The organism is Phycisphaerae bacterium, from assembly GCA_012729815.1.
Lineage (GTDB): Bacteria > Planctomycetota > Phycisphaerae > JAAYCJ01 > JAAYCJ01 > JAAYCJ01.
This window is the reverse complement of the sequence record JAAYCJ010000025.1, coordinates 1-15,429: the sequence shown is the minus strand read 5'-3', so window position 1 is coordinate 15,429 and position 15,429 is coordinate 1. Positions and strand designations below refer to the sequence as shown.

12 protein-coding genes are annotated in these 15,429 nt (G+C 63.5%); 11 read left to right on the top strand and 1 reads right to left on the bottom strand.

Annotated elements, in window-relative coordinates; genetic code table 11:
- Nucleotides 1–3: 3 nt before the first annotated feature.
- The 5 genes from GXY33_02025 to GXY33_02005 all read left to right on the top strand — a co-directional run bounded on the left by GXY33_02025 (nt 4) and on the right by GXY33_02005 (nt 7,313).
- The gene (locus tag GXY33_02025; GenBank protein ID NLX03901.1) at nt 4–699 is read left to right on the top strand and encodes a prepilin-type N-terminal cleavage/methylation domain-containing protein; all 696 of its coding nucleotides are present in this window, start codon (nt 4–6) and stop codon (nt 697–699) included.
- Nucleotides 700–817: 118 nt separating this feature from the next.
- Nucleotides 818–1,876, top strand: a complete 1,059-nt coding sequence (locus GXY33_02020) for a LacI family transcriptional regulator (GenBank protein ID NLX03900.1) — start codon at nt 818–820, stop codon at nt 1,874–1,876.
- On the top strand, nt 1,873–2,553 hold the full coding sequence (locus GXY33_02015) for a prepilin-type N-terminal cleavage/methylation domain-containing protein (GenBank protein NLX03899.1): 681 nt from the start codon (nt 1,873–1,875) through the stop codon (nt 2,551–2,553). The genes GXY33_02020 and GXY33_02015 overlap by 4 nt, the downstream gene beginning before the upstream one ends.
- Nucleotides 2,554–2,581: 28 nt before the next feature.
- Nucleotides 2,582–3,247: a prepilin-type N-terminal cleavage/methylation domain-containing protein gene (locus tag GXY33_02010; protein NLX03898.1), complete on the top strand. Its 666-nt coding sequence runs from the start codon at nt 2,582–2,584 to the stop codon at nt 3,245–3,247.
- A 79-nt stretch (nt 3,248–3,326) separates the two neighbouring features.
- Nucleotides 3,327–7,313, top strand: a complete 3,987-nt coding sequence (locus GXY33_02005; protein ID NLX03897.1) for a hypothetical protein — start codon at nt 3,327–3,329, stop codon at nt 7,311–7,313.
- Here the strand turns inward: GXY33_02005 and GXY33_02000 are convergent.
- Nucleotides 7,310–8,470: a hypothetical protein gene (locus GXY33_02000; protein ID NLX03896.1), complete on the bottom strand. Its 1,161-nt coding sequence runs from the start codon at nt 8,468–8,470 to the stop codon at nt 7,310–7,312. The genes GXY33_02005 and GXY33_02000 overlap by 4 nt on opposite strands.
- Nucleotides 8,471–8,764: 294 nt before the next feature.
- Between GXY33_02000 and GXY33_01995 the strand changes: the two genes are divergently transcribed.
- The 6 genes from GXY33_01995 to GXY33_01970 all read left to right on the top strand — a co-directional run.
- Complete coding sequence (locus GXY33_01995; protein NLX03895.1) at nt 8,765–9,808, top strand: LacI family transcriptional regulator; 1,044 nt, start codon at nt 8,765–8,767, stop codon at nt 9,806–9,808.
- Nucleotides 9,809–9,936: 128 nt separating this feature from the next.
- Complete coding sequence (locus GXY33_01990; GenBank protein NLX03894.1) at nt 9,937–11,109, top strand: saccharopine dehydrogenase; 1,173 nt, start codon at nt 9,937–9,939, stop codon at nt 11,107–11,109.
- Nucleotides 11,110–11,114: 5 nt separating this feature from the next.
- The gene (locus GXY33_01985) at nt 11,115–12,389 is read left to right on the top strand and encodes a hypothetical protein (protein ID NLX03893.1); all 1,275 of its coding nucleotides are present in this window, start codon (nt 11,115–11,117) and stop codon (nt 12,387–12,389) included.
- Nucleotides 12,390–13,415: 1,026 nt separating this feature from the next.
- A complete protein-coding gene (locus GXY33_01980) occupies nt 13,416–13,760 on the top strand; it encodes a heavy-metal-associated domain-containing protein (protein ID NLX03892.1) in 345 nt (114 codons plus the stop codon).
- A gap of 38 nt (nt 13,761–13,798) precedes the next feature.
- On the top strand, nt 13,799–14,740 hold the full coding sequence (locus GXY33_01975; protein NLX03891.1) for a cation transporter: 942 nt from the start codon (nt 13,799–13,801) through the stop codon (nt 14,738–14,740).
- 12 nt (nt 14,741–14,752) lie between these two features.
- Nucleotides 14,753–15,429, top strand: a 677-nt coding sequence (locus GXY33_01970; GenBank protein ID NLX03890.1) for a peroxiredoxin, incomplete at its 3' end; no start/stop codon positions are given.

The following is a 15,429-nucleotide window of genomic DNA, read 5'->3' as shown; positions in this document are numbered from 1 at the left end:
GAAATGAAACTCTTCCGAGCCTCGCGCGGATTCACGCTGATCGAACTGCTGGTCGTCGTGGCGATCATTGCCGTGCTCGTCTCGATCCTGCTGCCGGCCCTGAGCCAGGCCCGTGAGCGGGCCCGGACCGTACTCTGCGCCAACCAGATGCGGCAACTGAACTTACAGATAGTCCAGTACGCCCACGAGTACGCTGACTTCTTCCCCCAAAGTGAAGTCGGCGGGACGTTCTATGGATACACCGGCGGTGGCCTTCCCTGGTGCACCCTTCCGCTGGGTGGAGAGAAGACCTGGCCGGTGAACAGCGGACTGATCCGCTGTCCGTCAGTCCAGCGAACCAACTACAGCTGGCGGAGCATGGACATCGGGTATAACGCCTGGCTGGGATACCCTGGTGGTTCGGCTTGGAGCCCAGGGTATCAGTTCGTGCGAACTTCACAAGTCGATCAGCCGTCCGACTGCGCACTCCTCGGGGACATCTCGCTGTCGCAGTTTAGTGATCTTCTCGGTGACGGCCTCTACCGGATATTCGAATACGGTTCCTGGCCGTCATATCGTCACGGGGGCCAGTGCAGCTTCTTCTTCGTCGATGGTCACGCCAAGCCGATGAGGATGGATGAGGCCGAGCCTCTCTACTTTGTGGGCGGGTGGCGGTTCGCCCCCCCGATGGCCCAGCCGTTCTGGTGGAACCCATGGTGAACCCTTCCGCAAGCCCGTGAAGCGGACACCGGTTTTCCGTAAAACCGGTTTGACAATCCTGCGGCTTTTGGTACAATAGAGCCGTAATGACGTGTCAAATCGCTTTGACGAGGACCGGATGGGCAAGGCGAACGGCGTCAGTAATCGAGTGACCATCGAGCAGGTGGCCCAGGCGGTAGGGGTGGCTAAGAGTACGGTCAGCCACGCCTTCAGCGGGCAGCGCCCCATCAGCGCCTCGGTCCGCCGACGCATCTTCGAGGCGGCTGAGCGACTTAACTACCGCCCGCACTACGCCGCTCAGGCCCTGGCCAGCCGGCGGACCATGAACATCGGGGTCCTGATCCGCCGCATGACCGACCATTTCTGCCCCGCCCACCTCCAAGCCGTCGAAGAGGCAGCCGCCAAACGCGGCTACCGTCTGACCCTCGGCATCACCGGCGACGACCCCGAAAAAATGCGGACCTACCTCGAGAGCTTCAGCAACGGCCAAGCCGACGGCGTGCTCGTTCATACCGCCACGGTGTCCGAAGAGGTCATTGCCGATCTGGCTCGCCAGGGATATCCGGTGGCGACCCCGCTTCGCATCATTCCCGGCTATGAGGAGCTTTGTCCGATCGCCATCGACCTCGGCACGACCTTTGCCCGCCTCCTGGAGTACCTCTACTCTCTGGGCCACCGCGAGTTCGGCTTCATCATGGGCCTGCCCTCCGACGTCCCCGAACGCCACCAGCAGATATTGCGATTCATCGACGAAAAAGGCCTTTCCCACAGTGACGACCGGATGGTGGCGAATCTTGTCTCGATGGAGGCGGCGGAGTCGGCGACGATGGCTCTACTGAACCGCTGTCCGCAAATCACAGCCGTCGTCAGCAGCAATGACGAACTGGCCTTTGGGGCCATGGTCGCCGCCCACGGATGCGGCCTTCGTGTCCCGGACGATCTGACCATCACCGGCGTGGACGACGTGCCCATCGGCCGCTACTGCATTCCCTCACTGACCACGGTGCGAATTCCCATCCCTGAAATCAGCACCGCTGAGGTGAACAACCTGGTGGACCGGATCGAGGGCAAGCCTTCCGCGTCCATGACACGAGTTCGCACCGAATTGCTCATCCGCGGATCGTCCGGCCCGCCCCGAACGCGGGACGCCCGGAAGACACAGGAGAACACCCCATGAGAGCCAAGGGCTTCACCCTCATCGAACTGCTGGTCGTTGTGGCGATCATCGCCGTGCTGGTCGCGATCCTGCTGCCGGCGCTGAGCATGGCCAGAGAGAACGCCCGGCAGGTCGTCTGCAAATCGGGCATGAAACAGCTTCTTACGGGATATGAGTTCTCCGCCACGGACAACAACTCGCACATCCCAAACGTGCCGGGCCACTACGGAACGTATCGGCCCGACGGGAGCACGGAAAGGGAGTACTACTGGCCCAACAGCTACCTCTTCTATGCCGGGACAAGCCCCTGGCACTGCCTCGTGAACTATTCGCGCCTCTGGTACCAGGAGATGGTCCCTGACGTCAGAGTCTTCTTCTGTCCGTCTCAGGATGGATGCAGCAAGGAAACGCGGTGGGATCCCTATATAACCGGGACTCCGCGCAATATCACGTATTTCTACGTTCCGTGGCCCGAACCCCAAGGGTCGTACGCCACCCGCTACGTCGGCGATGCGGTCTACGTGGGAGGGGGCATGCCCTCTGAGGAACAGGAATCGCGATGGGACAGAGTTCCGCCTGATCGGTATTTCCTGCTCTGTCCCAATCACTATCGGTTCGATCGCCAGGTCTCGCACTTCGGTTTCAGTGACGGCCGCGTCGAATCGGGCTACGGCACGCGGGAGTCCCACGGTTGGTGAACTCCACCTGATTTCACGGATCACGGCTATGAACAGACGAGGATTTACATTGATCGAACTCCTGGTCGTCGTCGCGATCATCGCCGTACTGGTGGCGATCCTCCTGCCGGCTCTCGCCGAGGCCCGGAACTCGGCGAGACTCGTGGAATGTAAGACCCAGGAACGGGAAATGGGCAAGGCGCTCTACCTGTACGCCCTTGACCACTACGACTGGCTGCCGAGATACACGTCGTCGCTCCGCATGCTGTACTACGGCAACGACTGGATATGCAACGATCATGGGATTCCTTCGGAAGGACGCTACAAGTGGGTCGCCCACGGTCTGACCGTTGGCCTGAAGTACCTGAATGTCAATGAGCAGAAGTACTTCTGGTGTCCCGCCGACGACAGTTCGGAGAAAGACTCCTGGAGCAATGTGTATGACTGGCGGTATGGCTGGTGCTCCAAGCCGTGCGGCTACAGCTATATCGGGGGCATCTATCTGGCGGCGGGAAAGCGGGACAAAATCACTGACAACCCGAACCGGATGATCCTGACCGAGCGCAGCGTCTTCGGATACACCGATTGGCACCGGGGCCTGATCACCGCCCTCTACCTGGATGGAAGCGTTGAGGCCCTGCCAATGGAGCCTTTGATCGGCAAACAATGGTACTGGGTCTTGATGGACCGCGTCGCCTTGAATCCGGAAGATTAATTCATCTTCAACTGGCGTCTCTGCCTGTCGCGGCCTGGCCGCGCCGATGTCACCTGCGTATATACTCAAGGAGCACTTCATGACTGGTACGAGAGCGATCAAGGCCACCCTGGCACTGCTCATGGCTATCCTGATGTCTCCGCCGCTGCTGGCTGACATCCCCTCGTCGTTCGGAACCGGTGACTACTTCTGCCGCCGGGCCGCTTCGCCGATCACGGTCGACGGCGATCTCGCGGAGTGGCGCGCGCACAAGGCGCTGCCGCTGATGCTGGTGGCGGGCGAGAACATCGTCATTCCGAGTTGGCGCGGACCCGACGACCTGACCGTCATCGGCTACTTCCTCTGGGACGATCAGTACCTCTACTTCGCAGCCGAGGTGACCGACGACGTGCACCACGATTCCGGCCTGGGCGGCGGAATGTACCACGGCGACGGGTTCCAGATGGCCTTCGATCCGCTCGACGACACGTTGATCCCCGGTTACGACGGCAACGACGTGGAATTCGGCGTCGGCGCAGCCGACGGCCGGGCCGCCGCCTACGGCTGGGTCGGCGGCAAGACGGGCATTTCCGGCGAGATCGCGTCGGACGTGATGCCCATTGCCCACCGTCGCGACGAGGACGCCAAACGCGGAACCTGGGAGGCGGCGATTCCCTGGAAAATGCTGGCCCCGTTCGCCCCGTCGACCGGAGGCAGAATGGGCTTCAACATCATCTTCAACGAAAACGACGGCGACGACGAAGGCCGCCGCGGATGGGTGATGTGGACGCCCGGCATCGCCGAAGAGAAACTTTCGTGGCTTTTCCGCAACATGGTGCTGGTCGAGCCGGACCAGGAGCAAAGCTCACCGATCCTCACCACCGACCGCAGGTACTACGACGACGGCCAGACCGTCAATCTCTTTGCCTACGTGCCGTGGCAGGACGAACCGGGCGAGGCCCAGGCCCGACTCACGGTGTGTCGAAACGGCGAAACAGTACACGAAGAGGCCCGAGCGACCGCGATGACGCCGGGGGTGACACGTATCGATTTCGCCTGGGATCTCGGCCGCGTCTCAGCCGAGCCCGCCGAGGCCCAGGTTGCTGTGCAGGTGGCCGGCCGTTCCGAACCAATCATCATGACCGCGCCGGTCTTCAGCCTTAACGTGGCGATGCTCAAGGAACGCGCCGACCAAATCGATCAGCGCAACCGCGAACTGCGGGCCGCCATCGCCCAAGCCGACCGGGCGGGCATCGACACCTCGTACCCACGCGTGACCGCCGCGACCACCGACATCTTCCTCAAGTACCGCCGGGCCGACCTGGACAACGCCGACCTGCTCGACCGCATCAAACCTCTGGCCGCCATCTCGCGTCAGTTCGACTTCCTCGATGAGGCGGTGCTCCGGGCCACGCGCGAGGTCGAGGACCTCGTCGCCCACCCCGAGCAGGTTAAAAAACTTCCTTCGATCGACATGACCGACCTGGTCATCAAACACGGAACCTTCCACAAGGGCGACATGCCGGTGATGCTCTTTGGCCCGCTGGGCTGGTGGACGGTCTTCAACGACCTGGACCTGGTCGCCGAAATGGGCTTCAACTTCGTCAGCGGCACCACCACGCCCGAGACGATGGTCCCCGCCCCAGGCAAGACGCGGAACGACTACCTCCGGTCCATCGCAGGCCAGTTCGACAAGGCCCGGCGGCTGAACATGGCGGTGGACTACCTGCCCTCGCCCCATCCGATGCCGGACGGATGGATCGAAGCCTATCCGGACATCAAGGACTTCAACAGCAACGGCTGGATGGGCGTCTCGCTCTACCACCCGGGCGCCCGGCGGATGGTCGAGGAGTTTTGGAACCACCTGATTCCCGCCCTCTGCGACAAGCCCGCCCTCTGCGCGTGGGACCTGGTCAACGAGTGGTCGTTCAGCGACGGCGAAGGCAAAATCCACCCGACCATGCTCACGCGCTTCCATAACCACTTGAGGCAGCGCTACCGCACGGTCGAAATGCTCAATCGCGTCTGGAAGACTCACTACAAAACCTTCGACCAGATCGACCCGCTGGCCTTCGACCCCAGCCGCGACGTCGGCCCGATCTACGACTGGCAGAGCTTCCGCAACGCCGAAGCCACCGACGTCATGCTCTTTATGAAGCAGATCATCCGCCGGTACGACCCGACCACGCCGTGCCACGTCAAGATCATCGCCACCACCGACCTGAATCCCGAACACTTCGGCTTCAACGGCGTGGAACGCGAACGCATCGACGACGTGCTCGAGATCAGCGGCTGCGACTGCGGCCAGCCGATGCACTTCGACTTCTACAAGTCGCTGCACCCAGCCAAGCCCAGCATCGACTCCGAGGTCCACATCGCGGTCAGCATGACCGCCGACGAGATGCGCTCCACCGTCTGGGACGCCTTCCTGCACGGGCAGAGCGCCCGCCTGATGTTCGCTTGGGAGAACGCCTACAACGCCGAGCACTTGGCCGCCGGGGCCATGCTCCACATCCCGTGGGCGATGGAGGCGGCCGGTCGGACCGCCCTCGACCTGCGGCGTCTCGCGCCCGAGATCGTCGCGTTCCAACAGGCGATCCCCACCGCCCAGGTCGGCCTGCTCTTTTCCCAGCCGTCGATGATCCTCGATAGAACCTATCCGCCGGCCCTGAGGACAACTTACTCCGCGTTCTTCTGCCTCGACGCGCCCGTCCGCTTCATCAGCGAACGCCAGGTGCGCGACGGCGGATTGAGTGGGTTAAAGCTGCTGATCGTGCCGAACGCGACGTTCATCGAGGCCGAGACCTTTGAGAAAGTCGCCGAGTTCGCCCGGTCCGGCGGAGTGGTGCTGGCCAGTCCGAAGGCCATGTCGCGCGATCCCTACGACAACCCGCATCCGGAGGCCAAGCTGGAGGAGGCCGGCGTTCGCCGCTACGAGAAGCCAACCGACGGATTGCCGGCGTTTTTCGACGCCGCGATGACCGAAGCCGGAGTGGAGCGTCCGCTGCGGCCGGCCCTGGCCGACGGAACCCAGCCGCCCAGCGTCGAGTTTCGCTCGATCGACCGCGACGGCCGGATCCTGGCCTACGCGATCAACCACAGCATGACCGACTACGACCTGACGTTCGCGGGCGATCGCAAGGTCACGAAGGTCCGTGAGCTGATCTCGCAGCGGGACCTGAGCCTGCCGATCAAGGTCCGCCCGCGCGACCCGATGATCCTGGCCATCGACACCGACGTCAAGACCGCCTACGAGGGCCATCCGCACTTCGAGTGCGGCGGAACCGCCGATCCACACGCCTCCGGCGGCCAAGCCGCGTACCGGCCTGAGAACGACGGCATCTATTGCTGGTGGGCTCTCCAGCATCGGCTGGAACCCGGCGTCTACAAGGCAATTGTCCGAGCCCGCGCCGAACAACCCGGCACGTTCGGCCTGATGCAGGTTAACCACGCCACCGATCAGCGGATCGCCGAGCTGCCGACCGCGATCAAGAACGCCGACTATCAGGAAATCGAACTGGGCGAAATCACGTACGACGGCGCGTATCCCTTGCGACTCTCCGACTGGAGCGCGCCGGGCCTGTGGATCGACTACCTCTACCTGACGCCGATCCGGACCCAACCACGCGCGGTCTGCTACGAGTACCCAGCCGACGACCTGACCGGCTGGAACCCGGTGGGCAAGAGCACACTCGGCCTCGACGCCGGGAATAAAAAGCAGGGCCAAGCCTCGATCCGCGTCACCATCGAATCCACAGAAGGGCCGGCTTGGGCCGACGGCGTGTCTCGCGGCGTCGGCGTCGATCGCGCCGCGGGCCTCTCGCTGTGGATCTTCTGGGAGACCGAACCCTGCAAGCTCTATTTCGAAGCCTTCTCCGCCGACGGCAGCCGCGTCGTCCACCTCGATCCACAGCGGTATAACGCCCGGAAAGGCCAATGGTCGCTGATCGAGCTGCCCGCCGCATTCTTCTCGGGTGATGAAACCGAATTCACGAACCTGCGCACGCTGGCCATCGGCCGCGGCGGCCAAGCCGCGCCGTCAGCGTTCCTCATCGATGACCTGCGCTTCGATCCGATTTCCGGTTAATCCGCCGAATCGACGATCCGTCCCACGTCCATCAGATATACCTGCCGCGAGCCGGTGTGCGACGAGTCGAACGTGAGCCGCCGGCCGTCGCGGGTCCAACGCGGATGCAGATCGCAGCGGCACTCGGTCATCCACGGCACCGAATAGTAATCGCCCACATCCGCCCGAACGTCCTTGCCCGGATGGTAGAGCAGAAGCTTACGCTCCTTTTGGGCGTTCGGATAGGTGTCGGTCAGGATCCATCGCCGGTCCGGGCTGTAGTTGCAGTGCCCGTCGCCAAGCGAGGTAAGTTTCTCGTCTCCGATCACATCAAGCCGGTCGGTCCGATCGGTGAACAGAAAGTACCGCGCGCCGATCTCGTGACGTTTGGCGAAGACGATCAGATGTTCCGGATCGCGCCAATCGAAATGGCTGCTCATGTCGTGATCGTTGATGCAACAGATGTTGCCGCCGTCGATGTCAGCGGTGAACAGCCGCGTCAGTCGGCCCGTCCCGTGCCGCCATCGGTGCAGGAAGATGAACCGCCGGTCGTCCGGCGAAAACAGCAGGTGGTTGAACCAGTGCTTGACCCCAGCCATCGTCGGCTGAGGTGCGAACGCCACGATCTGGGCCAGACTGATAATGAGCTTGTAGTCGCCGGTCTCCATATCCATCAAATACAGGCCATCGTCATCCGGCGCCTCCGCCTTCGCCCACGGGTCCGCCAGTCCGGCGTATCCGTAACCCGGCCGCTCATCCGCCAACCGGGCGAAATTCAGACTCAACGCCTTCTTGCCGTCGCGGCTGACCGCCGCCACCGGACGCGGCAGGACCCGCTCCTTGCCGCTGGCGATGTCGCGGATCACGCAGACGAACTGCCCGTCCCGCCGGTCGTTGTGGATGATCGTGTGCTCCGGCTCCGCCGGGTGCCACTGGAGCATCGACCCTTGCTGCCAGCACCACGCCCGCGTCTCAGCCAGCGGCCCGAATCCATTGCCCGCCTCCAGGTCGATCAGCCCGATCCGCGCCGCGTCCTCGCCCGTCGGCGGGCGGTCGTTGAACGCCACCTCGTGACACAGCACGTACCGGCCCGAACGATTGTCCGAAAACTTGTCGTAGTAGCCGAAAAAATGCTCCTTCGGCCCGGTGGTCACGGCGATGGTCTGAGGCGAATTCATCGTGTCTCCATCCTGTTTGCACTGAGAATTGAAGGCCATACTCTGGCATCGGTTCCATTCAGGGTATAGAGGTCTCTACTCGACCTTGCGGGCGGTGATCGCGACCACCACCTGCAACTCAATCACCGTGAACGATCGCAGCGACCCTTTCCCTTCGACAAAACCGCGCCGGCCGCGACTGAACAAGTCGATTAATCTCATAGATATTGTTTAAAGCGGTTACAGCAGGTGTTGCAAGAAGATTCTCCGAAGTTTTTCTTCTTTTCCGTCATAAACATCGTGTATGATGATAATATGGCGAGAGATGCCGGTTATAAACAATCAGAAGGATCAAAGCCCACCATCTACAGCCTGGCACGCGAGGCCGGGGTGTCCATCGCCACCGTCTCGCGGGCACTGAGGGATGACCCAGCGGTCAGTCCCGCCACGCGCCAGCAGATTCAGGACCTCGCCCGCCAACTCGGCTATCGGCGCTCGCCTTTGGCCACGCGACTAGCCGGCGGCAAGACCGGTATGATTGCCATGGTCCTGCCGACCGTCCGCAATCCGTTCTACGCCGCTCTCGCCGGCGCCGTCATGACCGAGGCCCGCAAGTCGGATCATGAAGTCCTGATCGCCTACGCCGAGATCGACGCCGCCCATGAGCGGCACATCCTCGAAACGTTCCGTCAGGCCCACGTCGACGGTTACATCGTCGTGCCGCAGTTCTGGGCTGAGAACCGCGATGTGGCCGCCGCCCTCACCCGCGAACCTGGCGGCCGGCCGGTGGTGGTCCGTGACGAACTCGATCCGGATGATCCCTTCGACGCCATTTACGTGGACATGCAGCGGGCTGCTTGCGAGGCGACCGGCTACCTGATCCGCCTCGGTCACCGCCGCATCGCCTACCTGGGCTATTCGACCGCTCAGCCGTCCGGCGGACGGCCCGCCGGATTTGCCCAGGCCATGCAGAATGCGGGCCTCGACGTGCGGTTCCAACACATTGGTTGCGGAACCTATGTCGAACACGCCTGTGCCGCCGCGCGACAGCTCCTGGCCGACTATCGCCCAACCGCTCTGGTCGTCCAGTCCGACTACCACGCTCAGGGTGTCCTTCGCGCCGCAGCCGAAATGGGGCTCAGCGTCCCTCGCGATCTGTCCGTCATCTCCTTCGACGGCATCGAACTCGCCGGCTACGGCACCGTCCCCCTGACCACCATGGCCCAGCCGCTCGACGACGTGGCCGCCGCCCTTGTCCAGTGCCTGCTCGATCGCATCAAAGGCGACAACTCGCCTCCACGCCGCCAACTCTTCCCGATGCGCATGATCGAACGCAATTCGACCGCTCCTCCGCCCTGACCGGCGCTCCAACGTCCGTGTCGCCGACGACGGCAATCCTGACTCGACCACAGCCGCTCCCTTCCTGTTGACGCGATTGACTCCTCCGCCTATCATACAGCCTCGATTCCGGGATAAGGAGGCCCGCCATGCGAATGCTGCTCCTGGGCGCCGGTCGTCAGGGAAAAGCCGTACTCCACGACCTGATCCATTCCCCCGATGTCCAATCCGTCACCTGCGCTGAAGTCGACCTGCCTGCACTCAAAACGTATCTGGCTGCAATCAAGGCTGAGAAGGTCGAACCCGTCGCCCTCGACGCCTCCGATCCAAAGGCCCTGCGGGCCCTCATGGCCCGCGGTTTCGACGTCGCCATCGACATGCTGCCGCGCCAGTTCATCCGCAACATCGGTCAAGCCGCCGTCGATTGCCGCCTGCATCTGGTTAATACCTATTACGATCACGACCTGCGCGATCTCGCCGACGCCGCCGAAGAGGCCAGCGTATCGCTCCTGCCCGAAATGGGCATGGACCCGGGCATCGACCTGGTCCTCTGCGGCGAAGCCGTCCGGCGGCTCGACCAGGTCACCCGCCTGGTCAGCTACGGTGGCGGTTTTCCCGAACCGCCCGCCATCGACAACCCGCTCAAGTACAAGATCACCTGGACCTGGGAGGGCGTGTTGAACTCCTACGTCCGCGACGCCGTAATCGTCCAGGACGGCCGCGAAACCAGTGTTCCCGGTTCTGAGATATTCTCCGACCGTTTCACCCACACCGTCAACGTGCCCGATCTCGGCGAACTCGAGGCCTTTCCCAACGGCAACGCCACCGCCTACGCCCACAAGCTCGGCATCGCCGACACCGTCCGCGTCTCCGGCCGCTACGCCCTCCGCTGGCCCGGCCACTGCCGGCTCTGGCACGCCCTCAAACAACTCGGCTTCCTCGACGAGACGCCTGTTCCCGGTCTGCCCGGCAACGTGACCCCTCGCCAGTTTATGGTCAAACACCTCGAACCGCGACTCCAGTACAAGGACTCCGAACGCGACATCGACCTGATCCGCGTCGAGGCCGAAGGCCTGCGCAACTCGCGCCGCGTCCAGTTGGTCATGCAAGTTCTCGACTACCGCGACATGGCCACTGGCCTGACCGCCATGAGCCGCACCGTCGGCTTCCCAGCCGCCATCGCCGCCCGCATGATCGCCGACGGCACGATCCGCCGCCGCGGACTCCTCTCGCCGACCGCCGACGTGCCGTATCAACCGTTCATCGATGAACTCCGCGCCCGCAACATCACGGTCACCGAGCAGGAAACGGCCACGGAGTGACTCTCATGCCCGTCACGATCGAAACCGAAGAACTGGTCTACCGCAACCACCCAGCCGACAACGGCGCCGGCCCGCTCTGGACGTACGGATCGCCCCTTCTGGCCCGCCTCGACTCCGATGTGCTCGTCTCGACCATCGAGACCGACCGCAACGTTCCCGGCTTCTGCAACACCCGCTGGCAAATCCGCCGCTGCACTGCCAGCGGCTGGTCCATCTGGCGCCAGGGCGACCAGGCCGACCAGCGCGAGCCCTGCCCGATCGGCGCCTTCCCCGACGGCACGATCTGGCTCTCAACCAACCCCAACGCCGATCCGCGGCGTCCCAAATACGCCCGATGCACGCCGCAACTGCTGCGATTCTCGCCCGCCGGCCAAATGCAGACATTCCAGCCGCCCTGGCCGCTCGACGCCGTCTTCACCGATCACTCCTATCGCGGCATGGCCGTCGATCCCGACGCGCAAAGCGTCCTCCTCCTGAACATCGACGCCAAGGAAGGCTGTTACCACTACGCCCTCCTCAACGATCGCCTCGAATGGTCCGCCCTCGGCATTCTCCGCTTTCCCATCCGCGCCTGCTATCCCAACCTTGCCATCCGCGGCCGATCCGCCCACGTCCTGGCGATCGGCGACATCGTCGAACCCAACGAGGCCTGGCGGGCGGCCAAGCACGAGCGGTCCGGTCGGCAGTGGGACTACGTCTTCCGTCGCCTTTTCTACGCCTGGACGCCCGACATCGAGCGCGTCCCATTCTGCGAACCGCTCGAAATCGACAATCTCGACGCCACCTGCGGCTACCTGCGCAACGGCGACGTCTATCTGACGGATCTCAACGCGGCGCACCTGGTCTTCTATCGCCAGTCCTGCCAATACGACTTCATCCGCGACCGCTTCTTTCCCGGTCTCCCTCTGGAACGATCGCTGGAGTACGCCCTCGTCCGCGACGGCCGCATCGCCCAACGCCGAACCATCCTCAAGAGCGACGACCGCTCCGAACTCATCGGCCTGGGCGATGGCCCAAGGTTACACGCAACGCCCGACGGCCATCTCCGTCTCGTCGCCCTCATCACGCACGGCGACTCCGACCGGCCTCAGCATCACCTTCGTCTCCAGCCCCTCTGGCCGCAGCCCGCCGACCCTCAAAACATCCTGTTGACCCAGCCCATCCACCTCTTTCAAACCAACACGCCACGCGGCGGCTCAGCCGCCGGCCTTACCCTCGACCTCTACGGCGGCGGCAACGACCCGCAAGACCTCGTCTACGCCCGCCTCCGCCTGCCGTAAGCCGTAACCGCTTGACCAGGATTAACTTCTCGCCGCCGCTCCCGCTGTGTATAATTGTCGTGACCTCATGGGCGTAACACCGGGGAAGGGGTGACGATGGTGGATCAGGCAGGACAATTCCTCCTGGAGTTCTGGGCGATCCTGGCCGAAATGGCCCCGTATCTGCTCTTCGGTTTCCTGATCGCCGGACTGTTCTCCGTGTTCATTCCCGCCTCTTGGATCGAACGCCACCTGGGCGGACGGGGTTTCTGGCCCGTGCTCAAAGCCACCGCCTTCGGCATTCCGCTGCCGCTGTGCTCCTGCGGTGTGATCCCCGTCAGTGCCTCCCTGCGACGCCATGGGGCCACCCGCGGCGCCACCGCCGCCTTCCTGATCTCCACGCCTCAGACCGGCGTCGACAGCATCCTGGTCACCTTCAGCCTCCTCGGCTGGGTCTTCGCGGTCTTCAAACCCATCGCTGCCCTCGTCAACGGCGTGATCGGCGGCATGGCCGTCAATCTCTTCGAACCGGCCAGAGAGAACGCGGTCGACAAAAGCCTCGAAGAGTGCCGCGACGCTTGCTGCTCGACGAGCCAAAAGGGCAACAGACTCAGCCGGGCCATCCGCTACGGCTTCATCACGTTGCCCGAGGACATCGGCATGCACCTGCTGGTGGGCCTGATCCTCGCCGGATTGATCTCCGTCGTCCTGCCCGAATACTTCTTCGCCCAGTATCTCGGCACCGGCATCCTCGCCATGGTCGTCATGATGTTCGCCGGCATTCCCGTCTACGTCTGCGCCGCCGCCTCCATCCCCATCGCCGCCGCCATGATCGACAAGGGCGTTACGCCCGGCGCCGCCCTCGTCTTTCTGATGACCGGACCGGCCACCAACGCCGCCGCCATCGCCGCGATCTGGAAGGTCCTCGGCCGGCGAACCACGTTCGTCTACCTGATCTCCGTCGCCGTCACCGCCCTGGCCTCCGGGCTCGTGCTCGACTACATCTTCCACGTCTCGAAGGTCACGCCCGGCCCGTACATGCCCTGGATGATCCCGGAGACGATCAAGAACCTCAGTGGCGTCGCCCTCCTGGCCGCCCTGGCCTACGCGATCTACCGCGCCCGAACCTCTTCCGCGATCGAACCGACCACGCCCGAATCCTCAGCCGAGCAGGTCATCCTCTCCGTCCGCGGCATGACCTGCAGCCACTGCGCCGAGGCCGTTCGTCACGCCCTCGAATCCGTACCCGGCGTCCGCAACGCCCGGGTTGACCTCAAGAACAAACAAGCTGCCGTCTTCGGGCATGATCTGGATACCAATCGACTGACCGATGTGGTACAATCGCTCGGGTACGAGGTGGACGGCGCCGACCGCACCGGCGCATCCGCCTGACCTTGTCAAATGGGGACCGCTCAGTCGAGCCTGCTGACATGGGTACACCGCACAACCATTGGGGGTTCTGGCCCGCTTTTCGAACCGCCGGCGCGCACGTCCACGGCGGCGGAGGCGACCGAAGCACCGTCCGCCTGATCGCCGCCATCGTCGTCAACATCCTGCTGACCGCCGCCCAGGTGGCAGGGGGGGTGCTCTCCGGATCTCTGGCCCTGATCGCCGACGCCCTGCACAACTTCAGCGACGCCACCGCCCTCGTCGTCGCTCTGGTGGCCCGACGCATCGCCCTCCGCAAACCCGACCACCGCCGCACCTTCGGCTACGGACGGGCCCAGATCATCGGGGCTATGATCAATCTGACCAGCCTGATCCTCATCGCCGTCTACCTGCTCGTCGAGGCCGCCCAGCGGTTCTTCGTCCGCGAGCCCATCGCCGGATGGACCGTCGTCATCGTCGCCGCCCTCGCCCTCCTCATCGACGTCATCACCGCCGCCATGGTCTACAGCCTCGCCCGCGGAAGCCTCAACATCAAAGCCGTCTTCCTCCACAACCTGACCGACGCCCTCGCCTCCGTCGGCGTCATTCTCGCCGGCCTCCTGATCGTCTTCTTCGACCTCTACGTCGCCGACCTGGTCGCCACCGTCGCCATCGCCGGCTACATTCTCCACCAGAGCTTCCCTGTTCTCAAGCAGGCCGTCACCATCCTCATGGAAAGCGTGCCCGACGACGTGGACCTGTCCGAGCTCATTGCGGCGGTTCGGGAGGTCCCCGGCGTCCACTCCATTCACCACGTCCACGCCTGGCATCTCGACGAGAATCGCAAGGCGATGGAGGCCCACATCGTCATCGATCCCCTCAACGCCCACGACATGGAACGCACCAAGGAAGCGATCAAGCAGCGCCTCGTCCAGGACTTCGACATCACCCATTCGACCCTCGAGTTCGAATTCATCAATCCCGAGAGCAAAGACCAGACATAAGGAGTTCCGATCATGGCGGCTTTCTGCAAAACACGATGTCTGCTGATGATGGTGTCGGCTCTTCTCCTGACCGGCTGCGCGCTGCGCCAACCCGGCCCGCTGCTGGGCGATAGGTTTCCCGACATCAAGGCCATGACCACCAACGGCCCGATGGTCCTGCCGGACAACTACCAGGGCCGGTGGCTGCTGTTCTTCAGCCATCCCGGCGACTTCACGCCCGTCTGCACCACCGAATTCGTCGCCTTCCAGCAGCACCTCGACGAATTCAACGTGATCAACTGCGAACTGCTCGGCCTGAGCGTCGATCCGATCGAGGACCACGTCAAGTGGATCGAGTGGATCGAGGACCAGTTCGACGTCAAGATCACCTTTCCCATCATCGCCGATCCCGACGCCAAAATCGCCCGCCGACTCGGCCTGATCCATCCCGGACGTGCTCCCGTCACCGTTCGCGCAGCCTACATCGTCGATCCCAATTCGATCGTCCGGGCCATCATCTACTACCCGCCCGAACTCGGCCGAAGCACCGCCGAACTGTTCCGCGCGGTCCGCGGACTCCAGCTTGGCGACCGCTACCACGTCTCCATGCCCGGCGACTGGCCGAACAACAGCATCATCGGCAGCGACGTCATCCTCAAACCGGAGTTCTTCAAGGCCTTCCCGGAAGACCAGTGGCAGCCCTTCGACTG